Origin of the sequence: Pseudacidobacterium ailaaui, from assembly GCF_000688455.1 — a bacterium.
In the GTDB taxonomy this organism is placed as follows: domain Bacteria; phylum Acidobacteriota; class Terriglobia; order Terriglobales; family Acidobacteriaceae; genus Pseudacidobacterium; species Pseudacidobacterium ailaaui.
In genome coordinates this window covers 1,626,109-1,649,685 of the sequence record NZ_JIAL01000001.1, presented here as the reverse complement: position 1 = coordinate 1,649,685, position 23,577 = coordinate 1,626,109, and the positions used below count along the sequence as shown (strand labels likewise).

At 58.3% G+C, this 23,577-nt stretch carries 22 protein-coding genes and 1 tRNA gene; 10 read left to right on the top strand and 13 right to left on the bottom strand.

Going from position 1 to position 23,577, the window contains the following annotated elements; all coding sequences use genetic code 11:
• Positions 1–112 precede the first annotated feature (112 nt).
• Entirely contained in the window at positions 113–1,909 is a 1,797-nt protein-coding gene (locus N655_RS0107275; protein ID WP_026442448.1) for an ATP-dependent DNA ligase, read from the top strand.
• A 32-nt stretch (positions 1,910–1,941) separates the two neighbouring features.
• Here the strand turns inward: N655_RS0107275 and N655_RS0107270 are convergent, their stop codons facing one another.
• Positions 1,942–2,877, bottom strand: coding sequence for a cation diffusion facilitator family transporter (locus N655_RS0107270; protein WP_026442447.1), 936 nt, complete (start codon positions 2,875–2,877; stop codon positions 1,942–1,944).
• A gap of 9 nt (positions 2,878–2,886) precedes the next feature.
• Complete coding sequence (locus tag N655_RS0107265; protein ID WP_026442446.1) at positions 2,887–3,369, bottom strand: DUF3592 domain-containing protein; 483 nt, start codon at positions 3,367–3,369, stop codon at positions 2,887–2,889.
• Positions 3,370–3,618: 249 nt separating this feature from the next.
• Between N655_RS0107265 and N655_RS0107260 the strand changes: the two genes are divergently transcribed.
• The 3 genes from N655_RS0107260 to hslU all read left to right on the top strand — a co-directional run bounded on the left by N655_RS0107260 (position 3,619) and on the right by hslU (position 6,350).
• Complete coding sequence (locus tag N655_RS0107260) at positions 3,619–4,104, top strand: magnetosome magnetite crystal formation protein family (RefSeq protein ID WP_026442445.1); 486 nt, start codon at positions 3,619–3,621, stop codon at positions 4,102–4,104.
• Between the two features lie 114 nt (positions 4,105–4,218).
• Complete coding sequence (gene hslV / locus N655_RS0107255) at positions 4,219–4,818, top strand: ATP-dependent protease subunit HslV (RefSeq protein ID WP_081823623.1); 600 nt, start codon at positions 4,219–4,221, stop codon at positions 4,816–4,818.
• Between the two features lie 32 nt (positions 4,819–4,850).
• Positions 4,851–6,350, top strand: a complete 1,500-nt coding sequence (gene hslU, locus N655_RS0107250; RefSeq protein WP_026442443.1) for an ATP-dependent protease ATPase subunit HslU — start codon at positions 4,851–4,853, stop codon at positions 6,348–6,350.
• 96 nt (positions 6,351–6,446) lie between these two features.
• Here hslU and tsf read toward each other — a convergent pair whose 3' ends face one another.
• The 6 genes from tsf to N655_RS17820 all read right to left on the bottom strand — a co-directional run bounded on the left by tsf (position 6,447) and on the right by N655_RS17820 (position 11,994).
• Positions 6,447–7,106 carry a translation elongation factor Ts gene (gene tsf, locus N655_RS0107245; protein WP_026442442.1) on the bottom strand — a complete coding sequence of 220 codons (660 nt, stop codon included), beginning with the start codon at positions 7,104–7,106 and terminating at the stop codon, positions 6,447–6,449.
• A 227-nt stretch (positions 7,107–7,333) separates the two neighbouring features.
• Positions 7,334–8,224 carry a 30S ribosomal protein S2 gene (gene rpsB, locus N655_RS0107240; RefSeq protein WP_026442441.1) on the bottom strand — a complete coding sequence of 297 codons (891 nt, stop codon included), beginning with the start codon at positions 8,222–8,224 and terminating at the stop codon, positions 7,334–7,336.
• A gap of 164 nt (positions 8,225–8,388) precedes the next feature.
• The gene (rpsI, locus tag N655_RS0107235; RefSeq protein ID WP_026442440.1) at positions 8,389–8,784 is read right to left on the bottom strand and encodes a 30S ribosomal protein S9; all 396 of its coding nucleotides are present in this window, start codon (positions 8,782–8,784) and stop codon (positions 8,389–8,391) included.
• Positions 8,785–8,808: 24 nt separating this feature from the next.
• A complete protein-coding gene (gene rplM, locus N655_RS0107230) occupies positions 8,809–9,243 on the bottom strand; it encodes a 50S ribosomal protein L13 (RefSeq protein ID WP_026442439.1) in 435 nt (144 codons plus the stop codon).
• A gap of 315 nt (positions 9,244–9,558) precedes the next feature.
• On the bottom strand, positions 9,559–10,383 hold the full coding sequence (locus N655_RS17825) for a sensor histidine kinase (protein ID WP_049961313.1): 825 nt from the start codon (positions 10,381–10,383) through the stop codon (positions 9,559–9,561).
• Positions 10,384–10,578: 195 nt separating this feature from the next.
• A complete protein-coding gene (locus N655_RS17820) occupies positions 10,579–11,994 on the bottom strand; it encodes a glucoamylase family protein (RefSeq protein ID WP_238324554.1) in 1,416 nt (471 codons plus the stop codon).
• 136 nt (positions 11,995–12,130) lie between these two features.
• Here N655_RS17820 and N655_RS0107215 point away from each other — a divergent pair, with 136 nt between their 5' ends.
• The 3 genes from N655_RS0107215 to N655_RS0107205 are packed head-to-tail and all read left to right on the top strand — an operon-like array spanning position 12,131 to position 15,519.
• Entirely contained in the window at positions 12,131–13,453 is a 1,323-nt protein-coding gene (locus N655_RS0107215; RefSeq protein WP_238324553.1) for a nickel-dependent putative hexonate epimerase, read from the top strand.
• Between the two features lie 21 nt (positions 13,454–13,474).
• Positions 13,475–14,749 (top strand): tagaturonate epimerase family protein, encoded by a 1,275-nt coding sequence (locus tag N655_RS0107210; RefSeq protein WP_026442437.1) that lies wholly within the window; start codon positions 13,475–13,477, stop codon positions 14,747–14,749.
• On the top strand, positions 14,746–15,519 hold the full coding sequence (locus N655_RS0107205) for an SDR family NAD(P)-dependent oxidoreductase (protein ID WP_026442436.1): 774 nt from the start codon (positions 14,746–14,748) through the stop codon (positions 15,517–15,519). Before N655_RS0107210 ends, N655_RS0107205 begins: the two co-directional genes overlap by 4 nt.
• Before the next feature lie 13 nt (positions 15,520–15,532).
• Here the strand turns inward: N655_RS0107205 and opgC are convergent, their stop codons facing one another.
• Positions 15,533–16,696 (bottom strand): OpgC domain-containing protein, encoded by a 1,164-nt coding sequence (gene opgC, locus N655_RS17815; protein WP_044934145.1) that lies wholly within the window; start codon positions 16,694–16,696, stop codon positions 15,533–15,535.
• 193 nt (positions 16,697–16,889) lie between these two features.
• Here opgC and N655_RS0107195 point away from each other — a divergent pair, with 193 nt between their 5' ends.
• Complete coding sequence (locus tag N655_RS0107195) at positions 16,890–17,354, top strand: MarR family winged helix-turn-helix transcriptional regulator (protein ID WP_026442435.1); 465 nt, start codon at positions 16,890–16,892, stop codon at positions 17,352–17,354.
• Between the two features lie 11 nt (positions 17,355–17,365).
• Entirely contained in the window at positions 17,366–18,238 is an 873-nt protein-coding gene (locus N655_RS0107190; protein ID WP_026442434.1) for a pirin family protein, read from the top strand.
• A 155-nt stretch (positions 18,239–18,393) separates the two neighbouring features.
• Here the strand turns inward: N655_RS0107190 and N655_RS0107185 are convergent, their stop codons facing one another.
• The 3 genes from N655_RS0107185 to N655_RS0107175 all read right to left on the bottom strand — a co-directional run bounded on the left by N655_RS0107185 (position 18,394) and on the right by N655_RS0107175 (position 20,236).
• Positions 18,394–19,572, bottom strand: a complete 1,179-nt coding sequence (locus N655_RS0107185) for an acyl-CoA dehydrogenase family protein (RefSeq protein WP_026442433.1) — start codon at positions 19,570–19,572, stop codon at positions 18,394–18,396.
• 74 nt (positions 19,573–19,646) lie between these two features.
• Entirely contained in the window at positions 19,647–19,826 is a 180-nt protein-coding gene (locus N655_RS0107180) for a hypothetical protein (protein ID WP_026442432.1), read from the bottom strand.
• On the bottom strand, positions 19,820–20,236 hold the full coding sequence (locus tag N655_RS0107175; RefSeq protein ID WP_026442431.1) for a DUF6677 family protein: 417 nt from the start codon (positions 20,234–20,236) through the stop codon (positions 19,820–19,822). Before N655_RS0107175 ends, N655_RS0107180 begins: the two co-directional genes overlap by 7 nt.
• 134 nt (positions 20,237–20,370) lie before the next feature.
• On the opposite strand from N655_RS0107175, the gene N655_RS0107170 reads away from it, so the two are divergent.
• Positions 20,371–20,447: transfer RNA gene (locus tag N655_RS0107170), tRNA-Val, on the top strand.
• 271 nt (positions 20,448–20,718) lie between these two features.
• Here N655_RS0107170 and N655_RS17810 read toward each other — a convergent pair.
• Complete coding sequence (locus N655_RS17810; protein ID WP_162173515.1) at positions 20,719–23,319, bottom strand: TonB-dependent receptor; 2,601 nt, start codon at positions 23,317–23,319, stop codon at positions 20,719–20,721.
• Between the last annotated feature and the right edge of the window lie 258 nt (positions 23,320–23,577).

Below are 23,577 nucleotides of genomic sequence, written 5' to 3'. Positions count from 1 at the left end.
GCTCGGGTATGGGCGGCTGGCTGCCGCTAGAGGAGTGCGTCGTTGGTCAAGGCCAGTTGCATCTTTATTATTTTAACGCAGAACCAGATTTCCCCCTTTGTCGCGGAGGACCATGAGTGCCAGCTTCCTGCAATTCGCCCGATTGTGCCAGTCGCTGGCCTCCACATCCCGGAAGCTGGAAAAGCGCGACCTCATGGTGGATTCCCTCAGGCAGCTCTCTGCCCGGGACGCGGGCCGGACCGCGCTCTATCTTTCCGGAAGGCCCTTTGCCGAAGCCGACAGCCGCACCCTCCAGGTGGGCGGCTCGCTGCTGTCCAAGGCCCTTGCCGAGCTGACCGGGGCCGACCCCGAAACGCTCTCTGCCGCCTATCGCCGCCACGGCGACCTGGGCGCGGCCGCCGAGGAACTTCTGGCAAACTCCCGGAAGCCCCCTTGCGCTCAAGCGCTTACGATGGAGGAGCTGGAGCAGAGTTTTGCCCAAATTGCCTCGGCCAGCGGGACGGCATCCAGGATGCGCCTGCTCCTTGACCTGCTGGGCCGGGCGACGCCTCTTGAAGCAAAATACCTGATCAAGCTCGTCACCGGCGATATGCGCATCGGCGTAAAGCAAAGCCTTGTCGAAGAGGCCATCGCCCGGGCCTATAACGCAGATCTCTCGCAGGTGCGCCGCGCCCTCATGCTCACCGGCGACCTTGCTGAGGTCACAGTCCGGGCCATTTCCGGAACCGTGGACCAGGCAAGAATGCGTCTCTTCCATCCGCTGGGATTCATGCTCGCCAGCCCTGTCGCCACCGTGGAAGAGGCGCTGGAGCGGTTTACGGAAGAGGTGCGCGCAGAGCATGGCGGCCACCAGACACGGCCCACAGAGGCCATCCGCGAAGCGCAGGTAGAAGACAAGTATGACGGTATCCGCGCGCAGCTGCATTGCGGCGATCCGGGCCAGCCGGGCCGCGTCGCGCTTTTTTCCCGCAACCGGGAAGACATCAGTGAGAGCTTTCCCGAGCTGGTGGAGGCCTTCGCGCAAATCACAGAGCCAGTCATCCTGGATGGAGAGATTGTCGCCTGGAACCCCGCCGGAAACCGCGCCCTGCCTTTTACTTCCTTACAGCAGCGCCTCGGGCGCAAGCGCGTCGCACAGGAGTTGCGGGAACGTGTTCCCGTGGTATGGATTGCATTCGACTTGCTTTCCCTCGGCGGCGAGCTGCTTCTGGAGCGGCCACTCCGTGAGCGTCGGCAGGCACTGGAAACGCTGGTGAAGCGCCTCGCTCCCGCCACATCGCACGTCCGTCCGCAAGGACAGGCGGCCCTGTTTGAGGCCCCTCCCGCGCCATGTCCACGCCTGCTGCTGGCCCCGGCGATGCAGCTGGAAAGCGCAGAGCAACTGGAGCGCGCTTACACCCAGGCGCGCGAACGCGGCAATGAGGGCATCATGATCAAAGACCGGAACAGTGCCTATCAGCCCGGCCGCCGCGGACTGGCGTGGCTCAAGCTGAAGCGCGAGCTGGCGACGCTGGATGTGGTGGTGACCGCGGCCGAATACGGCCACGGCCGACGCGCTGGCGTGTTGAGCGACTACACTTTTGCCGTCCGCGATGGGGATCGCCTGAAAAACATCGGCAAGGCCTATTCTGGTCTTACCGACGCCGAGATCGAGCAGCTTTCACACTTTTTTAAGGCACACACGCTCGAAGACCACGGCCACTTCCGCACCGTGGAGCCGTTGGTGGTCCTGGAAGTCGCATTTAACAACATTATGCGTTCAGACCGCCACGACAGCGGCTTTGCACTGCGCTTTCCACGCATCCTGCGCATCCGGAACGACAAACCCGTGCAGGAGATTGACACGCTGCAGCGTGTGGAGGAGCTTTATCATGCCCAGCCGGACAAAGCCCTAGAACAATCGCAATGAATTCTTCTCCGGTCGGATAGAACTGGGGGCCATCAGTGGCCATGGCCATGATGGGAATGGGCATGAAAGGCATCTACCGCCATCACACATCCATGCGTCACCTCGCATCCGGCATTTTCAAACTGAATGGTGGTGTGATCAATGTGAAAGCGCTCATGCAGGACCACTTTGATCTGGGTGAGAATCCGTCCGCTCTCTGAGGGGGGAATGTCGGCAATGGTCACATGACTGGCCAGAGCATGCGTCTGCGAACCCAGGCTCCATACGTGCAGATCATGGACGTCCTCAACGCCCTCAATCTTCTGTAGCTCCTTGCGGATCTCTGACAGGGACATACCGCGCGGCGTTCCTTCAAGGAGGATGTTCAGCGTCTCGCGCACGATGGCCACCGAAGACCACAGGATCAGGGCGGCAATTCCCAGTGACAGGACGGGATCAATCCAGGTGCTGCCGGTCCAGAGGATGGCCGCACCGCCGGCAATCACAGCAGCGGTCGAAAGCGTGTCTCCCAGCATATGGATGAAGGCGCTGCGGATGTTCACATCGGTATTGACCCGCGAAAGCAGGGCGGCAATCACGCCGTTCATCAGCACGCCGGCAGCGGCCACCATCATCATCAGACGGGGCTGCACCTGCACGGGAGCACTCAGGCGGTGGACCGCCTCGATGCCCAGAAGCACCGCGATCACAATCAGCGAAAGCGCGTTGACAAAACCGGCCAGCACTCCGGCCCGCTGGTAGCCAAAGGTCTTCTCATCGGTCGCCGGACGTCCTTGAAAATAGACCGCCACAAAGGAAAGCAGCAGCGCCAGGGCATCGGAAATATTGTGTCCGGCCTCGGAGATCAGGGCCAGGGAATGCGCGCGCAGTCCGGCAGCAAAGGTGAGGACCACATAAGCCAGCGTCGCCAGCAAGGAAAGGCGCAGGACGCGCTTCATTTTGCCCGTAGGCGCGCCATGAACATGCATGAGCCTAGTTTATCTGGTCGGCCGCCAGGTGCGCACGCGCCGCGGCAACGGCCGCAGCAGGGAAAGAGGACTGGCCGCGTCCCGCAGTCCGCTCCAGTTCTCAGCAACCACAATGCTGTTTTCCGGCCTGTGCGTGTCGTAGCGGACCGAGCAGGGAAATCCGATACGGCAGTCATGGATGTTCACGATATCGCGCAGCGCGGTCACGTCCTGGGAGCATTCATACTCGACGCCCCCGATTTCATACTTGTAAAGGATGAGATGCATCCCCGCTGGTCGGCCGGCCTCTTCCGGCCCGACCTCCGCAATATCCAGCAAAGTGCCGTCAATAATGCGGCCATGATTGACCAGATAGGACCGCCGCGTACGTTCCATTTCCTCCGCACTGGGCCGTTTTCTCAACAGCAACCAGGCCCCCGCGCCAGCGAGGAAGAGCGCGGCAACGGTAAGCGTCCCAATCACATCCGGATCGCGTAGAGATAGGCTGCTCATTGGAAATGTCCTGCTCTCTTCGTGCCTGATAGCAGAATACCCCAGATTCGCAGGGCCCTTCTCCACAGGCCGGCACGAAAATATGCCATGAAACGGCTGCCGCGCATCAGGAACTATCTCTGAGAGCGCAAAGGACAGTCCGGGAAAAATTTCTGCTCACCGTGCTGAAACAGGCGTATGCTGTTGGCGTTCCGAGACAGGTCCCCCCGCTCAGTCCTTAGAAATTTTCAACTCCAGGAGAACCATCCTATGCAGTGCCCTTCGTGTCATAACGAGGTCAGCCCCCAGGCCACATTCTGCGGTTTTTGTGGATCACCCATCAGCGCGGCTGCTGCTGCTTCCACCGGAGGCGGGACCGCTGCTGTTCCCGTCACGCCGGCCGCAGCCGGTGGCCTCTCCGCCAATGCTGCCGCCGCCATCTCCTACATCACCATCATCCCCGCCATTGTCTTTCTGGTGATGGAGCCTTACAACAAGATGCGTCTGGTCAAATTCCATGCTATCCAGTGCATTGCTTTGCATGTGGCCTGGTTTGTTGTGTGGATGGCCACCATGGTCCTTCAGGTCGTGCTGCATGTCGTTCCCCTGATTGGGCTTCTTTTTGTGCTGGTCGACCTGGGCATCGCCGTGGTCTTCTTCCTCGCCTGGCTGATGGCCATTCTGAAGGCAAGCAAGGGAGAATTCTTCAAACTGCCTTTCATCGGTGAATTTGCCGCCAGGCAAGCTGGCGCCTGATCCAGACCGCCAGGCCCTGCCTCGCGTGCGCGCCATGCACGGCAGCAGGGCCGCGGCCTGCATCGGCCCGGAACGGACAAATTCAAGCACGCTATCTTATACTTGAATTTGAGCATGTCGAATTCAAAGTCCTCAGCGGGCACACCTTCCGGTGGCCTGGAAGTATCCGCCTCATCTCCGCGTATTCGCTCTACTACGGTCGTCTGCGTCCGCCGCAACGGCAGCGTCGTGATGGCTGCGGACGGACAGGTAACGCTGGGCGAGTCGGTCATCAAACACTCGGCCAGAAAAATCCGCCGCCTTTATCAGGACAAGATCCTGGCTGGATTCGCCGGCTCCACTGCCGACGCATTCTCACTCTTCAGCCGGTTTGAATCCAAGCTGGAACAATATGCCGGTAATGTTGGCCGCGCTGCCGTAGAGCTGGCCAAAGACTGGCGCACGGACAAAATTCTGCGCAATCTGCAGGCGCTGCTGATCGTCTCTGATCCCAACCAGACGTTTCTCATCAGTGGATCTGGGGACGTCATTGAGCCGGACGAGGGCATCGCAGCCATCGGCAGCGGCGGATCGTATGCTCTGGCCGCTGCGCGTGCGCTGTATCAGAACACAGAGCTGTCCGCCCGCGAGATTGCCGAAAAATCACTGCGCATTGCCGGTCAGATCTGCATCTACACCAACGACCAGATCACCATCGAAGAACTGCACGCTTAATTTCTGCGCGCCTCTCAGAAAGGAGCAGGCACATGGCCATTTATTTACCCGGAACTGCTGAAGACCAGGAGCTGGCGCTCGAAGAGCTGACGCCGCGCGAGATCGTTGCCGAGTTGGACAAATACGTCGTCGGCCAGAAGGCGGCCAAACGCGCCGTCGCCATCGCATTGCGCAACCGTATGCGCCGCCAGAAGCTGCCCCCGGACCTTGCCGAGGAGATCATGCCCAAGAACATCATCATGATCGGGCCTACCGGCGTGGGCAAGACTGAAATTGCGCGGCGGCTGGCCAAGCTGACCAACTCTCCCTTCCTCAAAGTTGAGGCTTCCAAATTCACTGAGGTCGGCTATGTGGGCCGCGACGTTGAATCCATCGTGCGAGACCTGGTGGAGATTGCCATTGACATGGTGCGCGAGGAGAAGCTGGAAGAGGTCGAAGACAAGGCCGAGCTGAACGCGGAAGAGCGCCTGCTGGACCTGCTGCTTCCTCCACCAGCACCGGCAGCGGCAGCGCAGGGCGCAGAGCAGAGCACGAGCACCGCCCTCTCCTCTGACTCACACCAGCGCACAAGAGAAAAACTGCGTCAGCAGTTCCGCGAGGGCAAGCTGGATGACCGCACGGTAGAAATTGATGTGCGCGAGCGCAATATGCCCGCCTTCGAGATCATCTCCAGTCAGGGTGTGGAGGAGATGGACATCAACCTGAAAGACGTGCTGCCCAACCTCTTTGGCCAGCGTACGAAAAAGCGCAAAATGAAGGTGGCCGAGGCCTTCGAGTACCTGGTGCAGGAGGAAGAAAACCGTCTGGTGGACATGGACCAGGTCACACGTATCGCCGTTGAGCGCGTGGAAAATTCAGGCATCGTCTTTCTTGACGAAATTGACAAGATCGCCGGACGAGAAGGCGGACACGGCCCGGACGTCTCCCGCGAAGGTGTGCAGCGTGACATCCTGCCTATCGTCGAAGGCACCACCGTGAACACACGCTACGGCATGGTGCGCACAGACCATATCCTCTTCATCGCCGCCGGGGCCTTCCACGTCTCCAAGCCCAGCGACCTGATTCCGGAATTGCAGGGACGCTTCCCCATTCGCGTGGAGCTGCAATCGCTCACCGTTGAGGACTTTGTCCGCATCCTGACCGAGCCGAAGTCCTCGCTCACCAAGCAATACACGGCACTGCTTGAGACCGAGGGACTGAAGCTCGAATTTACGCCCGACGCCATCGAGGAGATGGCCCGCTTCGCCTTCCGCGTAAATGAAACAACAGAAAACATCGGTGCGCGCCGCCTGCACACCATCATGGAACGCGTGCTGGACGAGATCAGCTTCCTCGCACCGGACCTGATGAAGGCCGCAAAAGAAAAGAACGACGGCAAGGAGATGGACAACGGCGCCACCGTCCCGCTGCCGATCGTAGACCGTGAAACGGAATCCGGCACGGAAAAAGTGGCCCTCGTCGGCGCAGAGTATGTCCGCCAGATGGTCGCGTCCATTGTGAAAGACCAGGACCTTTCCCGCTACATTCTCTGAACCCCGCAAAAGCAGTAGGACCGCTCCCCTCTGCCTTGCTCGCGGAAACAAGAGAGAGTGCGCGGTCCTGCTGTCGGACCAGGAACGGTCCTGCGGTTATTGCTGTTCTTCCGTGGCCGTAGCTTTGGTCTGTGCCACAGTCCAGTTCGGGTCTCCGACCTTGAAGCGGGCAAAGCGCCGGACGGTGATGTTCTCACCCAGCTTGCCTACCTTCTGCGCAATCAGGTCCTTGATGGAAACGGTCTGGTCCTTGATGAAGGGCTGTTCGAGCAGGCACACTTCCTCATAGAACTTGCTCATCTTGCCCTCCACGATCTTTTCAATCACCGGAGCAGGCTTGCCCGTCTCGGCCGCCTGCGCACGGAAGATCTCCTTCTCGCGCTCCAGGTCTTCTGCCGTTACGTCTTCGCGGCGGATATAGCGCGGGTCGGTTGCCGCAATGTGCATGGCAATGTCCTTCAGAAGCTCCTGAAAGTCCGCGGTGCGGGCCACAAAGTCGCTCTCGCAATTGACTTCCACCAGCACGCCGATCTTGCCCCCGGCATGGATGTAGGTGCCCACCGCACCTTCATTTGTGGTGCGCGAGGCCTTTTTCTGGGCCGAGGCCATTCCGCGCTTGCGCAGAATTACAAACGCCTCTTCCATATTGCCCTTGGCTTCCTGCAGGGCCTTCAGGCAGTCACCCATGGGCGCACCCGACTTCTCGCGCAGGTCCTTCACCAGCTTTGCATCAATTTTTTCAGTCACAGTTGCCATTCCCTTTTCCCAATCTTTCTATATCGCGCACCGGACCATTCACGATGGTCGTTCCTGAGCGATATGATTTCAGTTTGCCATTCCGACCGGAGCCGCGTAACAACGGAACGGAGGAGCTGCTTTTCTCTTCGTCCCATCAGGAAAGCGAAAAGATCCAGACACAACGAAAGCGTGGCCCATGTCTACCGCAGCCACGCTTTCAGGCATCCTGAGTCTGGTCCGGATCTTCAGTAGCTGCTTTCGGCCGCCTCAGCCTCATCCAATGAGCTGACCACGGAGGGAGATTTGCGGATTACACCGCTTAGAGCCGCCTCCAGGTCCACATCTTCGTCATACTCCGAGCTGCTGGCCGTGATGTTTTCCACCGCACCTTCGCCCTCTGCCTGGGTCTCCGCCGCCGTACCGCCTACAGCTTCCGCAAACTGCTTGTCGCCTACAAGCTGCACGCCTTCGATCACCGAATCCGCAATCTTTGAGGCGAACAACCGGATGGCACGCAGAGCGTCATCGTTGCCCGGAATCACATAATCCACCACCGTCGGGTCACAGTTGGTGTCCACCACAGCAACCACAGGAATGCCCAGCTTGCGGGCTTCCTTCACGGCAATGGCCTCGTTGTTGGAGTCGATCACAAACAGGGCGTCGGGCAGACGCTTCATGTTCTTGATACCGGCCAGGTTTGCCTGAAGGTGCTTGCGCTCGCGCTCCAGCCGAATGACTTCCTTCTTCGTCAGCAGTTCGTAGCGGCCGTCCGTGGCCATCTCATCCAGTTCCTGAAGGCGCTTGACCGACTTCTGCACTGTCACCCAGTTGGTCAGCAAACCACCCAGCCAGCGGTTGTTCACATAGAACATGCCGCAGCGCGTGGCTTCTTCAGCGATGGCGTCCTGCGCCTGCCGCTTGGTGCCGACAAACAGAATGATCTTGCCCTGGGCGGCAACTTCCGTCACATAGCGCGCCGCATCCTTGAACATCTTCAGGGTCTTCTGCAGGTCGATGATGTAAATGCCGTTCCGTTCGCCGAAGATGTATTCCTTCATGCGAGGGTCCCAGCGTTTTGTCTGATGCCCGAAGTGGACGCCCGCTTCGAGCAGCTCCTTCATGGTGATTGTGGCCAAACAGCCTCCTTCGTGGATTGCATCCCGGCAGTTGAGGGCCGGGATTGATTCCCCTATTTGGGAAGATTTACTTGCTCAAAAACCTGGTTCCTGGCAGACACCAACGGCCCCGGCAACCTTCAGCTGCCAAGGCCTCACTCTCACTGGTCCACCAGCGCAGCGCACTAGCGCTTGCTGAACTGGAAGCGCTTGCGGGCGCCCTTCTGGCCATACTTCTTGCGCTCCTTCACACGAGCATCCCGCGTAAGCAGGCCATCGGCCTTCACCGTCTTGCGCAGTTCCGCATTAAACTCCAGCAGAGCACGGGCAATGCCCATCTTGACTGCATCGGCCTGGGCCGCCACTCCGCCGCCACTGACCCGCACGACAACATCAAACGTGTTCGCCGTTTCAGTAAGGACCAGAGGCCGCTTTGCCGATACGCGCTGCTGCTCGGTAACAAAATATGTCTCAAATGGCTTATCGTTGACCTTGAAATCGCCGCTTCCGGGACGCAGAAACACGCGGGCAATTGCCGCCTTGCGCCGCCCCGTTCCGTAATACTGGACCAAATCTGCCATGGTTGTCCTTTAAAATCCGAATCCTTATGCCTTGACTTCCAGCACCTCAGGCTTCTGGGCCTGATGCGGGTGCTGGTCACCGCGATACACGTTCAGCTTGGAAGCCATCCGGCGGCCCAGCCTGGTCTTGGGCAGCATTCCCTTGATCGCCTCTTCCACAATCTTTTCCGGCTTACGCTCCAGTAGGCGCACAAAGGATTCCTCGCGCAGACCGCCGGGAAACCCGGTGTAGCGACGGTAAATCTTGCTCTGGCTCTTCAGCCCGGTCAACCGGACCTTCTCAGCATTGATCACGATGACGTGATCTCCCATATCGATAAAGGGCGTGTATCTGGGGTTCCTTTTGCCGCTGAGCACACGGGCAGCCTCGGTCGCCAGACGCCCCAGGGTCTTGCCATTTGCGTCCAGCACGAACCATTTGCGGCTGATTTCCTTCGCGCTCGGAATGTACGTCGCCATCTTCCTTATCTCCAGCTAAATCTCTGCGTAGAAACGCTTTTCGCCCACGCAACCGGGCCATGGTCACAAATTCCCACGGCCGGACAGTCTCTGTTCGCGTGAGGGTTGGCGCAGTCTCAATGAGTCGGGATACTTCCGAATTTCTTTCACCGCCTTGTCCTGTACCCACAGGCGGACAAATACGGAACTGCGCAAGGATTTCAGGATAAGGGAATTTTCGCCCAAAGTCAATTGGCTCGAAAGGCCGATGGCAAGGGCACGCGGCCATTCTCCATTCTGCTCGGGCAGTCCTCCCGATGGGCAACTTCTCGAAGATTAGCTGGCGACACGCCACCGGGGAAGATGGCACATACTTTCTCGGTGGGATACTGTGGCTGCTTCGGCCGGTATCAGGATGCTGAAGACGGTTCCGTGACGCTCTGCCCCAGTATGCGAGCGGACACGCAGCTTACTGCCATTTCTCGACAGAATCGACATAGTCACCCACAGGCCCAGGCCCGTCCCCTGCTGCCCCTTGGTCGTAAAAAAGGGCCTGCCTATCTTGCGCAGCAAAGCAGGGTCCATACCGCTGCCATTGTCCGCAACCGTCACACGCACGCCCCGCTGCCCATTGCCCATGACCGTCGGATGCACGCGCAGCCAGAGTCCACCACCACGCGGACAGGCCTCCACTGCATTCGCCACCAGATTGGCAAAGACCTGTCGCATCTCCCCGGGGAAAAGCGCCACCTTTTGCTGCGGATGATATCTGCGGTGCAGCTGAATCTGCTTTTCCTGGAGCCGCCGCGAGTAAAGCACCAGTACTTCCTCCATCAGGTCGCTCACCTGCATCGTGACCGGAGACGGCGTTTCCCGATAAAAATTCAGGGTCTGTTTGCTGATTTGAATGACCCGCCCGAGCTCCTGTTCCGCCAGCTTTAAATAAGACCTGGATTGCGTGGAGAGGTCTTTGTCCTGTTCCATCAGGTAAAGAAGATTGGCAATGGCTTCCAGTGGATTGTTGATCTCATGCGCAATGGACCCGGCCAGTTGTCCGATTGCAATCAACTGGTTGGCCCGCAGCAGGTCCCTGGTTGCCTCTGGAAGCCTCTGCGCTCCTTCCGATTCTGGCTGGTTTGGCTGCATCCTGAAGACCCGCATTGACTTACTCCCCTGCCTTTTGCCCCGCCGCTCCCGCTTTGCCGCTTGAAAGGTTCATCGACCATGCGCGGGTTGTCTTTACACCTTCTTTCGCAACCCAAGGCGGACCGGGCAGGACCTGTTCTCATTTCTTCGATGTATAGGAAAGAACTCTCTGTTGCCTGAAAGACACACTTTGCAGGGAAGTATCCCCCTCTATAGCACCTGCGAATTCACATCCGGGTCGGGATGAAACTGGACCTCACGCATGGCGTGGGCCACTTCACGGTTCTTCATGAACTGCTCCCATACAAAGCCGGTGCGCAGATTTTCTGCCATCAGCACACTGATGCCCTGGTCAATCCCCAGAATGTCCGGAGCGTACCAGTTGGCCTTGGGATGGAATGCATCCACAAATCCATACCGTGTCCATGCCCGGGCACCATATTTCTCCCGAATGGTCAGCAGCACGTGCGAGCACTCGGCGGGCAGAAACGGCAGCGATCCGGCGCAGGCGCACGGCACGACCGTACCGTCCAGCGGTCCGATGGCCGGCGGACCGCCCCAGACGCGATATCCTTCGCGCGAGTCCGATGCGGTAATGCCCCACAGGTCCTGGTCCATCCAGGGAAACTTGCCTCCCAGCGTCAGGCACCAGAGCTGGTGGACGCGCGTCGCCGCAATCGAATTGGTGAAGTAGTTGGCGTGCAGGTCCCGCTGATTGCGGTAATCGCACCAGGCATGGGCATATTGGTGGATAAACAGCGGCGCCAGTCCGCTGATGTAATTGATGCCGCCGAACTGCACCAATGGCCTTTGCAGCACATTCCACGTCTCGGCCGGAATCGGATGGGTGGGCGAGCCAATGGCCAGCAGATACATGGTCATCAGCTCGGAGTAGATGTCCCAGCGGTGCTTCAAAAATCCCAGGTCCGGCAGCCAGCCCATGGAAAGCGTCGTCCCGCCGTTCAGCATCCATTGCCAGTCAATGCGCCGGTAGAAGGTCGTAGCCAGCGCCTCAATCCGGGCATTGCCGGCAAAGTATTGGCGGCAGGTCAGCACCCCGCACAACAGCAGTGCGGTGTCAATTGAGGAAAGCTCGCTGCCAAACATCCTCTGGCCGCTTTCCATGTCAATAAAGTGATACAAAAATCCGTGTTCATGCGGGCAATCTTCTAACAAAAAGGCCAGCGTCTTCTCAACACGTTCTTCACATTGCAGCTTCGGCAGATAGTTGCGTTTGGCGGCAATGCATAGCGCCGTCAGGCCAAACCCCGTCGCGGCAATGCTGGCCACCCGCCCCAGTGACCGTCCCTCGGCCGGAGCGCGGTCGCGCACCAGCCCGGTCTTCGGATGCGCCTCGTTGTAGAAGTAATCGCATCCCCGGCCTTCCAGATCGTCCAGCAAGGCCTCGGCCTGCCTGGAGACCTGCGTCAGCGGGCGGTTGATGAAGACCCCCACACCCCGCTGATACTGCTGCGCTGCTTCTTGTTCGGTCTGCGGCTGCTGGCCCGGCTTCACGGCCGGAGGCTGCGCCTGGTTCTGCCCCATGACCGGAACACCGAGGGCAAGCACGCTGGAGGCGCCAGCATTGCGCAGCAAATCACGACGGGTTATGCGCGAACGGGCCAATCAGAAAATCTCTTGCCAGCGAATAAGATGACAGCAAATTTTGATTGTATTCACTCTTCCTGTTTTTGATAAAAATTCCCCTCTCACGCGCTGCTCCGTTCCACTCCCCGAAACGGGCAGAAAAATATCGTTTGCTTTGAGTGGTCATACCACTTACATTCGGCGTACACTGACTGTGGAAGCCATGGGTCTCTTTCTCAGCGCCGGAAACAGCACGGCCAGTTTCACCTCTCCGCAGTTGAAGGAAATGCTCTTTCAGGCGCTGGACTCGCTTGGTCCTCGCCGGAAAGTGCTCGTCGTCCCTCCTGACCAGACCCGCGCCCACTCCCGCGCCGGCGAACTGACGCGCTACGTGTGGGAATATTACGGCGACCACCTGAAGGCCATTCTGCCTGCTCTGGGCACCCATTCGCCCATGTCCCCGGCCGCCATCGCGCGCATGTTTGGTGAGGTCCCGCTGTCGCTTTTTCGCGCCCACAACTGGCGGACCGACATCGTCACCCTTGGTGAGGTCCCGGCAGAATTCATTCATGAAAAATCCGAAGGCAAGCTGAACTATGCGTGGCCGGCGCAGGTCAACAAGCTGATTGCCAGTGGAGAATTTGACCTCGTCCTCTCGATCGGCCAGGTGGTACCGCATGAAGTCATCGGCATGGCCAACTACAACAAAAACATTCTGGTCGGCACCGGCGGCCGCGAAGGCATCAACCGCAGCCACTATCTCGGCGCTGTTTATGGCATGGAGCGTATCATGGGCCGCGCAGACAACCCTGTCCGCCAGGTGCTCAATTACGCTTCAGACCATTTCCTGAAAGACGTCCCTCTGGTCTATGTCCACACCGTGGTCGGCCGCGACCCAGAAGGCCATCTGGTCGTGCGCGGTCTGTTTGTCGGTGACGACAAAGAGTGCTTCCATCGCGCTGCAGACCTCAGTCTGCAAGTCAACTTCGAGATGCTCGAACGGCCCATACAGAAAGCGGTCGTTTATCTTGAACCTCATGAGTTTAAAAGCACCTGGCTGGGCAATAAGGCCATCTACCGCACGCGCATGGCCCTGGCCGATGGCGGGGAGCTCATCATCCTGGCCCCTGGGGTTAAGGAATTTGGCGAAGACCCGGCCATTGACCGGCTCATCCGCAGATATGGTTACTGCGGAACGCCTGCCACTCTGGCCGCGGTCGAAAAAGACCCGGAGTTGGCCTCTGACCTGAGCGCCGCGGCACACCTGATTCACGGCTCTTCTGAGGGCCGTTTTCACATTACATACTGTCCTGGGCATCTGACCCGGGAAGAGATCGAGAGTGCCGGGTTCCGTTATGGCGACCTCGCCAGCATGACGGCACGTTACAACCCGGACACCCTTAAAAACGGCCAGAACACCGTCAACGGCGAGGAGATCTTTTTCATTTCCAATCCTGGTTTGGGCCTTTGGGCCGATCGCGGGCGGTTTCACTCATAAAACTTTTCAGGAGCATTCCACATGGGCCATTCACTCACGCTGCCGAAGTATTCCATCGGGACAGGCGACCGGTTTGCGCACCAGGCCAAAGCGCAGCTCTCTGCCTGCCTCCAGGCCTTCCAGGCCGGCATAGAGGTCATACCAGTCTGGAACAAATCGAACCGCGAGCACACCATCATTGGTTCAGGACCGGCCTCCACCCGCGCTGCCGCCGATGCTGCCGTACAGGCCCTGGGCTGGAAGCTGCCCTACTTCTGCGATGCCGACCATATTGGCATGGCCACGGTGGACCGCTTTCTGCCCGCCTGCGACTTCTACACCATTGATGTCGCCGAAGAGATTGGCAAACCAGCGGAAAAGTCTGCCGTGGACGCATTCATCCGGCGCCACCCTGAGCTGCTCGGCGAGGTCCGGGTCGCAGGCATTCAAGAGCCGCTCCTCATCACCCGCGAGTTCCTGGAGCAGGTGGCCAACAAATTTCTTGCCGCCATCCAGCAGGCCGCCGCAATCTACCGCAAAATCGAGGCCGCCAAAGGCGCAGGCAGCTTCATTACGGAAGTCTCCATGGACGAAACCGATTCCCCGCAAACACCTGCCGAGCTGCTCATTATTCTTGCTGCCGCCGCAGATGAAAAAATCCCCCTCCAGACCATCGCTCCGAAGTTCAGCGGTCGCTTCAACAAGGGTGTGGACTATGTGGGCGACGTGGCCCAATTTGAGCGAGAATTCGCCCTCGACATCGCCGCCATCGCCTATGCCGTGCGGCATTACGGACTGCCTCAGAACCTAAAGCTGAGCGTGCACTCGGGGAGCGACAAATTTTCCATCTACGCGCCCATCCACCGCACCCTCAAAAAGTTCAATGCCGGGGTCCACCTGAAGACCGCAGGCACCACCTGGCTGGAAGAACTCATCGGCCTGGCCGAGGCAGGCGGCGATGGACTTGCGCTGGCCAAAGAGATTTACGCCCAGGCATTCGATCATCGCCAGGAGCTTTGTGCGCCCTATGCAACGGTCATTGATATTGATCCGGCAAAGCTGCCTGCGCCCAGGGAGGTCGCGCAGTGGTCCCCTGAGCAGTACACCTCGGCGCTGCGTCATGATCCCCGCTCTCCGGCCTATAACAGCAGCTTCCGCCAGCTTCTGCACGTTGGCTTTAAGATTGCCGCAAAAATGGGCAACCGTTATCTTGATCTGCTGGAGGCGAATGAGCCAATCGTGGCCCGCAATGTGAAGGAAAACCTCTATGCGCGGCACATCGCTCCGGTATTTTTGGGGAAAGGTCCAGAAGCATGAACCATCCACTCAGTCTGGAAGGAAAGACGGCCGTCGTCATCGGGGGGACCTCAGGCATTGGCCGTGCCCTGAGTCTTGGCCTGGCCGAGGCCGGCGCTGATGTTATCGCCTCAGCGCGCCGCAAGGAACAACTTGAAGAGACAGCAAACGAAATCGAGGCCCGGGGCCGGCGCACCCTGCGCGTGCCCTCGGACGTCAGCGACCGCGCCTCGCTGGAAGACCTTCTCCGGCAGACGCTGGAACATTTCGGCAAAGCGGACATCCTCATCAACTGCGCCGGGAAAATCAAGCGCGCGCCCACTCTTGATTTTCCTGAAGATGAGTGGCAGAGCATCCTGGACACAAACCTTACCGGGACCCTGCGCGCCTGCCAGATCTTTGGAAGGCATATGCTCCAGCGCGGCTACGGGCGCATCATCAATATCGCCTCGCTGAACAGCTTTGTCGCGCTCTCTGAAGTGGCCGCTTATGCCGCCAGCAAGGCCGCTGTGGCCTCGCTCACCCGTTCGCTTGCTGTCGAGTGGTCGCGGCATGGGGTACTGGTCAACGCGATCGCCCCCGGGGTCTTCCGCACCGCGCTCAATGCACAATTGCTCGACAGTACCCCGCGCGGCAAGGAGCTGCTGATGCGCACGCCCATGGGCCGCTTCGGCAAAACTGAGGAGGTCGTCGGCGCGGCCATCTATCTGGCCTCCGATGCCGCTTCCTACGTTACCGGACAGGTACTGGTGGTGGATGGAGGCTTTCTGGCCAGCGGGGTCAACCAGTAGACCGGACGCGGCCCTAATGGAAGACCGGGGCCGCCTGCTGTTTGCGCTGTTTCTCCTGCTCCAGCCTGTGCTTTTTTGCTCTCTGGTTGCGCACTTCACGCACCGCAACCAGGATCAGACCGGCAAAAGTGCCCGCCAGCAGTATGACGGCAGGCCAGCCATGCAACTCCGGTACATCATTCACCAGCAGCGCCAATCCAACAAAGACAAAGAAGACATGGGCGCAAAAGACGTGCAGTGAGGCCTTCCCCAACGTCAAAAACGGCTCAATGGCCACCAGCCGCAGTACATATTTGCGCAGCCAGTAAAAGACCACTGTAAAGGTGACAAGATTCATCACCCGCAGCGGGCCAATCTGCCACTTGTCCAGCTTCATCCCCAACGCCTGCTGGGTCAGGTGCGGTCCCAGCCAGCTATGACGGACCCCAATAAAGAAAAGACAAACCACCGCGCACACGGCAACCACCTGGCCGGGAATGCGCCGGAGCGGCATTTCGCCCAGTGCAGACTTCGAACCCAGCCACAGGCCGGCAATCCAGACCGCCTGCCAGGCAAACAGATTAAAGGCCCCGGTCTCCTGTAGGGGAATCGGCAGGTGCGTGAGGTGAACAATCACATTGTGGACGGCGTCGCGCAATCCAAATTGTGCAAAGAGCCAGAAAGCCATGCTCCCTGCCAGAATCCAGCCCCACCCTCGTCTGACGGCCCAGGTCAGCACCAGTGGCGAGAAAAACAGAAAAATCACATACATCGGAAGAATGTCCAGCAGCGGCGGACAATAGAGCAGCAGCACGGATCCGGCCACGGCCACCACCGGATGGGCAATGTAGAAATCCAGCAGATTATAGATGGCGGCGCGGTGGGTCCTTACCGCGTAGGCCGCCGCCACCGTAAAGGCCAGCGCCAGCATCAGCAGATGGTAAGCGTAGATCCGCAGCGACCGCTTCCACAAGGTCGCCCGCAGGGCCGCTCCATCCTCCAAAGCCTTGCGCATGTATACGCGGCCTACCAGCATGGCGGAAAGAAAGACAAAACCTTCGGCCGAAGAAACATAGCCGATGGGCTGGTTCACAAAATCGCTGAAGCGCGTCGGCAGGTGCGTCAGCGTCATCCAGACGAGAAACAACCCTCGCAGGGCATCAAGCTCGGGCTGTCTCTGGGGCTTAGGAAGATGCATAAGAGAAAGACGAAAAACGACTGCGGCGCGGCCCTCTTTCGTTCTGTCTTTTCTTATTAGAAACCATCCAGCAGGAAGCAGTTGCGCTGGATGAAAACATTCCACGACGACCCCTCGGGACCACGCTGGGTCCCGGCCCCTTAAGACCGATTTGAATCCTTTGAGCCGCACAAACATCTTGATATCAAGAGAAATGCGGCCCACCACCCAAACACCGACGACTGACGCCAGCGGAATCCACCTTTGGCTGGTGCTCTGGAAGGCCTTCCATTCCGTGGAAGCCCATGCTTTGCGCAGCATCGCTGGTCTGGGCATGGCCTACAGCGACTTCGGGGTGCTCGAAGCGCTCTTGCATAAGGGACCCCTCACGATCGGTCAGTTGGGCCAGAAGGTCCTGCTTACCAGCGGGTCCATGACCGCGGCCATCAACCGCCTGGAAACAAAGGGGCTGGTGGAGCGCAGACCTGCCGTGGGTGATGGCCGCACACGCCTGATTGCTCTTACGCCGAAAGGGAGTTCCCTCATCCAGGCGGCCTTTGCCAACCACAGGCAGGCCATGGAAGATGCTGTGGGCGGCCTCTCCATAGACGAACGCAAAACGTTAGTGAATTTGCTGCGCCGGCTCGGCCTCAGTGCAGCACAGAGAAGTAAGAAGTAAAGGAGCAAACCATGTCTGCAAGAAAAACTGTCCTGGGCGTCTACGGACCAGGATCCAACCACTGGGTAGGGGACGGCTTCCCGGTGCGCAATCTCTTTCCATCCAACGGCCTGCGAGACGAGATCAATCCGTTTCTGATGCTAGACTATGCCGGCCCGCAACACTTTCCGCCCTCGCCCCAGTCGCATGGCGTTGGCGAGCACCCGCACCGTGGCTTTGAGACGGTCACGATTGTCTATCAAGGTGCGCTCGAACACCGTGACTCTGCCGGCCACTCCGGGACCATCTTTCCGGGCGATGTGCAATGGATGACCGCTGCCTCTGGCGTCGTGCATGAAGAGATGCATGAAAAGGAGTTCGCAAAAAATGGCGGCACCTTCGAGGTGGTGCAGCTCTGGGTGAATCTGCCGAAAGCCGTAAAGATGTCTCAGCCGCGCTATCAGGGAATCACAAAAGAGCAGATTCCTTCTGTAGATTTCGGCAATGGCTCCTATGTCCGCGTGATTGCCGGAGAATTGCAGGGAACCAAAGGCCCCGCCCAGACTTTCACTCCGGTGAATGTTTTTGATGTGCGTCTCAAGGCGGGGACCAAGGTCGAGCTGCAAATTCCCGCAGGCCACAATACCGGGGTGGTCCTGCTGAAGGGCGACCTGGTACTCAATGGCGTAGACTCCATCCGGGGCGAGGCAAAGATCGCCACGCTCAGCCCGGAGGGAACGGCGATCCATTTGGAAGCAAAAGAGGACACCACGCTTCTGCTCCTGAGCGGAGAACCAATCCACGAGCCGGTCTTTAGTTACGGCCCGTTTGTCATGAACACCCGGGATGAAATCATGCAGGCAGTACAGGACTACCAGGATGGGAAGATGGGCCATCTAAGCTAAGTTGCTGTCTCTGAGACATGTGGCGCATGGTTTCCTGATGCCGCGTAGCGGAAGAAATCCATAGGGCATCCATTCGGGCCGCAGAAGGCGGTAAGACCTCCTGCTGCCCGCCATGCCCTTTGGATCCTTCGCTGCATGCAAAGGGAAAGCTTGAGTTAATACGCGGGAATTCCGGTGATGCTTTGGCCGATGATCAGCGTATGAATATCATGCGTCCCTTCATAAGTTTTTACGGATTCAAGGTTCATCATGTGGCGCATGATCGGGTAGTCGTCGGTAATGCCGTTACCGCCAAGGATGTCGCGTGCCAGCCGCGCGCACTCAAGCGCCATCCACACATTGTTCCGTTTGGCCATGGAAATGTGCTGGTGTTCGGCCTTGCCTGCATCCTTCAGGCGGCCCACCTGGAGCGAAAGCAGCTGCGCCTTGGTGATCTCCGTAATCATCCAGGTCAGCTTCTCCTGCACAAGCTGGTGGCTGGCAATCGGCTGGTCGCGAAACTGCTTGCGCACCTGCGCGTATTGCAGCGCCGTGTCATAGCAGGACATCGCGGCGCCGATGGCCCCCCAGCCGATGCCGTACCGCGCTTGGTTCAGACACATCAGCGCCGACTTCAGGCCATCGGTCCCGGGTAGCAGGTTGCTCACTGGAACATGCACGTCCTGCAGCGAAAGCCCCGAAGTGACCGAGGCGCGCAGCGACCATTTTCCATGAACATCGTAGGCCGAAAACCCCGGACGGTCCGTCTCTACCAGGAATCCGCGTACACGACCGTCCTCGTCGTCCACCTTGGCCCAAATGACTGCAACATCGGAGATGGTCCCGGAGGTGATCCACATCTTTTCGCCGTTCAGGATGTACTCATCGCCCACTTTGCGGGCGCGCGTCCTCATCCCGCCAGGATTGGACCCGAAATCAGGCTCCGTTAATCCGAAGCAGCCGAGCTTTTCCCCCCGGGCCAGCAAAGGAAGCCAGTAGTCCTTCTGCTCATCGGAGCCGAAAGTATAGATGGGATACATGACCAGGGCCGATTGCACGCTAACAAAGCTGCGCACGCCTGAGTCGCCCCTTTCAAACTCCTGCATCACCAGTCCGTATTCCACGTTGGACATTCCGGCACAGCCGTATCCGTGCAGATTGGCGCCAAAGAAGCCGAGTTGGCCCATTTGCGGCACAAGCTCGCGTGGAAAGCGACCTTCGCGGTTGCATTCTTCAATGATGGGGATGAGGTTGTCTTCAATGAACTGACGGGCGGTATCGCGCGTCAGGCGCTCCTCTTCGCTGAGAAGGGCGTCAAAGCCGATGAAATCCACGCCCTTAAATGGAAAGGCCATATCGAGTACGACTCCGTTCTGAAAATGAAACTCCCTAGACTAACAGAGCGGGACGAAGGCGGGCAAAGACAGGCTTAACGCCGGATGAACCACATCAGCCAGCTCGCGACAATGACCGAGCCAACAAAGAGCGCCCAGCAGTAGAGTCCATAACGGAACATGGCTTTAGGCGTAGCCCGCTGCGTGATTCCGAAGACAACAGAAGCGAACGTGGCAAAAAGCAGAACACTGGAAAAATGCGAAAGCGCTAACATGAGGGCTTCCTGCCAATCGAGAGATTGTGCGCATCGACTGCCGAGATGACGTTCAGAAGACCACTGACCACAATGAATTTCGTTCCATAATCGGCCGTAGCGATCTGGATGGCCCCATGTCCGAAATCAAAAATACGTCCGAGGATGTAAAGCGCTCCACCGCCCAGATCACCGGCAAAACCAAGCATCTCCAGCGTGTCCCCTGTGTTGGCATGGTACAGCTTGCCCTGCATCAGAAGACCAAGAATGAACATGGCTGTGATGGAAGTAAAGAGCAACAGCGCACGGACCCAGTGCCTGGTAACAACGTGCCCCAGACCGGGGACCAGCCATCCCAGAATGAGTGCTAAATAAGGGACACCGGAGGACTTTTGCTCCGGTCTTGCGCTTACCTGGACCTTGGAAGCCATTCCTCTAATGACTATACCGCAGAAACTCAAGGCTTTGTTTGCCGAAGAACAGCAGCGCGGAGATTTCCCCTTCGGCCCTGTTTTTTCGGTCAAAACTTGCTATCATGAAAGCAGCAAGTCCTCCCCTTGCAAACAGGCGCGTAGCTCAGTTGGTTAGAGCGCTACCTTGACACGGTAGAGGTCAGCGGTTCGAATCCGCTCGTGCCTACCATCTTCCACGATCCGACCCCGGCGGGCCAGCAAAGAAGCTTCCCAAACCATACCTAATTTTTGCCCGGTTTCCGTCAGCCGGCTTTACCTGATTTCGATTAGCAAGTCTGGGCTTCCGGACCAGATGCTTTCCGTCATGGCCAGGAGTCCAGACTCCGGTGTTGTCCCGCAAAATCAAAGGGGATAAATTTCATATATCTGTGCATCCAGACGCTCGCTCTTTCCTACTACTCAAACTTCGCCTGGATACACAGTTTTTGTTCTATGGAAATTTAGAAGTGGATTCCCAAGGTCGCAAACACAGTCGCAGGAGCCCCCGGATAAGCCAGGATATATCCGCTGGTTGGCGTCCCGAAGTAGCCGCCCGACGAGATCCATTCATACGCGTTGTACTTGTTATCGGTAAGGTTCACGCCAGTCACGTCCAGCTCAAACCGCCGATATGGGGCCGACAGGCCAAAATTGAGTGTCCCATAACCCTTCATGGTCTGACTGCTGGGCAGAACGGTCACATTATTAAAGATGGCCTGTCTTCCCACACCCTGAAATGCAACCATGGGGCGCACCGGCACCTGTGAGATTTTGAACTGATAGTAGGCCCCGATGTTAAAGGTTGAGGCCGGCACATAGGGAACAGGCAGGCCATTGTAGGCCGCGCCTCCAGCCGCTACCGTGGGCGCTCCCGTAACGAAGGAGGTATAGACGGCACGCTGCAAACTTGCATTGCTGAACAGATGCAGGTTTGAAATGGGGTCGTCTTCTATAAACATATTGACGCCGTGGTAAGACGAAGTCCCCCCGTTCGCGATGGTGTCACCATTGCCCAGGGTCACGTCAATTTCCTGGTTGGCATAGTTGTGATGAAAAAACGAAGAACCGACGAGGAAGGTATTCAGGGCCTGATTTCCTTCAAAGTGGACCTTGAATCCAGCCTGATAGTAGCGGTCCCGGGCCAGCAAATAGCTCGAAGGATCCACGCTCTGGAACAGCCCGCCGCCTCCGCCCATCTGCGGGGCCTTCAGCGCCTCTTGATAGCCGCCATAAAGGGTCAACCAGGGTCTTACCAGTATGTTGGCGTCGATCGAGGGTTCAACGCCGCTCCGGTTCTCCTGCGCTCCGCAGTTCGCGCCCTGGTCTTTTGTATTGCCTGGCGTGCCGCTATAAAAGTTTGTGCAATCCCGCTGTGACAAGACCACTCCAGAGGCCAGGCGATAGTCCTGCAATACGTGGTTCGAATAGCCAGTCTGGAAGCCGACATATCGCAGGCCCGGAGTCAACCGCAGCCAGCTTACCGGGCGAAAATCATCCTGAAGCAGCAGCGCGAAGTCGTCCTGATCAAACCAGCCATCACGCACTTTGCCTCCGATATTGACTGTTGTCTTGCTGCCTCCATTGGTTGTATTGAAGAAATTATTGCGCGTGTTATAGAGCGCATGAAGAAAGTATCCCCCTGCCCACAGATGATTCATGCTCCCTATCTTTTTGCTCCACAGCAACTGGTCACCAATCGTGTCTGTGTGCGGATTGTTCCACTCCTCTTCCTGCGGCCCCAAGCTGTAGATGTCGTTCGTCCGATAGTGGGTGCGGTCAATGCGCATAAACCACCCCAGGTTCTGCAGAGAGGTGTTTTCATCCAGGCGGAGGTTCTGCCGTGCATAAATCAGCGCCATATCGTTTGTGTCGTATTTCCAGTAGCTGGCATAAGGCAGCGTACTGTAGAAGCCTGAAGTCTGCTGGCTATACTGGACCGTGTTGGGCGTTCCGTCCATTGTGAGGCCAGGCTGCGGCGTAGTCGGAATCACCTGCGAGCGGTAACCGCCGCTATGGGCATAATAGCCACCGAGCTCGAAACTATCGTCCCCATAGGTCTTAATGGTCTTGGAAAAGATCTCCAGGTCCTTGGCCGGGTTCTTAAAGCCGTCCGGGCTGCGCCGATAATCATTGCCGCTGCCGCCCCCCAGCGAAAGGACAGTCGACCAGCCATTCCATAATCCGCTGGCCAAATTCACAACCGCACTCTTCTGAAAGTAGCTGCCGTCGGTGAGAAATACATCCGCGTGGGGACGGGCCGTCGGCTGAATCGGTGTAAATTCCACTGCTCCGCCAATGTTTGTGTACCACCGTCCCACCGCAGGCCCCGGCCCATAGGTCACCGTCGCATTCTGGACCATGCGGTTTTCAGGAATTGTGTCGGATTGCCACAACCCCGTCGCCGGGTCCATGATCGGCACACCATCAAAGGTTACAGCCAGTGCGCCGCCGCCTGTGTAGCCGCCGTAGCCGCCCCAACCCTGGTTCAGCCCGTTCAGGGTGATCGTGTATTTAGTAGCGCCAGTGTTTCCATAGCCATTGATGTCGGCACCTGGCGTCAGGGAAATGATCTGGGCCGCGCCGGCCACCGGCCCGAGTACCTCGATTTTCTTGCGGTCGAGCACACGGACGCTTTGGCTACTCTGGAAAACTTCGGTCTGCGTGGGTGCGGGCGTGACGCCGTTCAACACGTCCCCATGCACAATGACGGACTCTCCGACCGCCGTGAGTGAGAGCGCCACATCCACCGTCAGGACTTGACTAGCGATCAGCCGAAGGTTGTCCTTGCGAAAGTTCGCGAAGCCTGTCTTCGTCGCCTGAAGCGAATAACTGCCTGGCGCAACACCAGTAAACATGTATTGGCCATTGGCATCTGTCGTGGTCTTCCATGGCGCTGCACCTGTGGCCGGCAGCAGCACGACCGTTGCTTCCGGGACCGCAGCCGATGATGGGTCCGTTACCCGGCCCGCGATGCTGGCCGTCTGGGCCGTCAATGCTGGCACAAAACTGAACACAAACCCCAGGAACAACGACAGAAAAGAGACATACTGAAACTTACGCACTTCATCCTCCAAAACCAGAAAAGACATCGGACAGAAATGGCTCTTGATGCTTACCCCGCGATGCATCAACCGCACTGTCAGCCAGCTCTTCAGGCTTCACCCGGGCAGAAAACAAAACCTCTGGCAAGAGCAAGCCTTACAAAGCTGCTATGCGAAGAAAGAGAGACAATCAGGCGCGGGAAAAAGGAGGAGGACGGAAAAAATAACTCCCCGAAATGGGGACCAAAGAGGGAGGCTTTGCCGGTGTTTTTGCCCGCA

Bases quoted from the DNA above. Each gene is read 5' to 3' on its own strand.
- N655_RS0107185 (WP_026442433.1), bottom strand. From the start codon at position 19,572: ATGGCCTTTCCATTTAAGGGCGTGGATTTCATCGGCTTTGACGCCCTT.
- N655_RS0107205 (WP_026442436.1), top strand. From the start codon at position 14,746: ATGAACCATCCACTCAGTCTGGAAGGAAAGACGGCCGTCGTCATCGGG.
- N655_RS0107190 (WP_026442434.1), top strand. From the start codon at position 17,366: ATGTCTGCAAGAAAAACTGTCCTGGGCGTCTACGGACCAGGATCCAAC.
- N655_RS17825 (WP_049961313.1), bottom strand. From the start codon at position 10,383: ATGCGGGTCTTCAGGATGCAGCCAAACCAGCCAGAATCGGAAGGAGCG.
- opgC (WP_044934145.1), bottom strand. From the start codon at position 16,696: ATGCATCTTCCTAAGCCCCAGAGACAGCCCGAGCTTGATGCCCTGCGA.
- tsf (WP_026442442.1), bottom strand. From the start codon at position 7,106: ATGGCAACTGTGACTGAAAAAATTGATGCAAAGCTGGTGAAGGACCTG.
- N655_RS0107270 (WP_026442447.1), bottom strand. From the start codon at position 2,877: ATGCATGTTCATGGCGCGCCTACGGGCAAAATGAAGCGCGTCCTGCGC.
- N655_RS0107260 (WP_026442445.1), top strand. From the start codon at position 3,619: ATGCAGTGCCCTTCGTGTCATAACGAGGTCAGCCCCCAGGCCACATTC.
- hslV (WP_081823623.1), top strand. From the start codon at position 4,219: ATGTCGAATTCAAAGTCCTCAGCGGGCACACCTTCCGGTGGCCTGGAA.
- N655_RS0107195 (WP_026442435.1), top strand. From the start codon at position 16,890: ATGCGGCCCACCACCCAAACACCGACGACTGACGCCAGCGGAATCCAC.
- N655_RS0107265 (WP_026442446.1), bottom strand. From the start codon at position 3,369: ATGAGCAGCCTATCTCTACGCGATCCGGATGTGATTGGGACGCTTACC.
- N655_RS0107180 (WP_026442432.1), bottom strand. From the start codon at position 19,826: ATGTTAGCGCTTTCGCATTTTTCCAGTGTTCTGCTTTTTGCCACGTTC.
- N655_RS0107175 (WP_026442431.1), bottom strand. From the start codon at position 20,236: ATGGCTTCCAAGGTCCAGGTAAGCGCAAGACCGGAGCAAAAGTCCTCC.
- hslU (WP_026442443.1), top strand. From the start codon at position 4,851: ATGGCCATTTATTTACCCGGAACTGCTGAAGACCAGGAGCTGGCGCTC.
- N655_RS0107275 (WP_026442448.1), top strand. From the start codon at position 113: ATGAGTGCCAGCTTCCTGCAATTCGCCCGATTGTGCCAGTCGCTGGCC.
- rplM (WP_026442439.1), bottom strand. From the start codon at position 9,243: ATGGCGACGTACATTCCGAGCGCGAAGGAAATCAGCCGCAAATGGTTC.
- rpsI (WP_026442440.1), bottom strand. From the start codon at position 8,784: ATGGCAGATTTGGTCCAGTATTACGGAACGGGGCGGCGCAAGGCGGCA.
- N655_RS0107210 (WP_026442437.1), top strand. From the start codon at position 13,475: ATGGGCCATTCACTCACGCTGCCGAAGTATTCCATCGGGACAGGCGAC.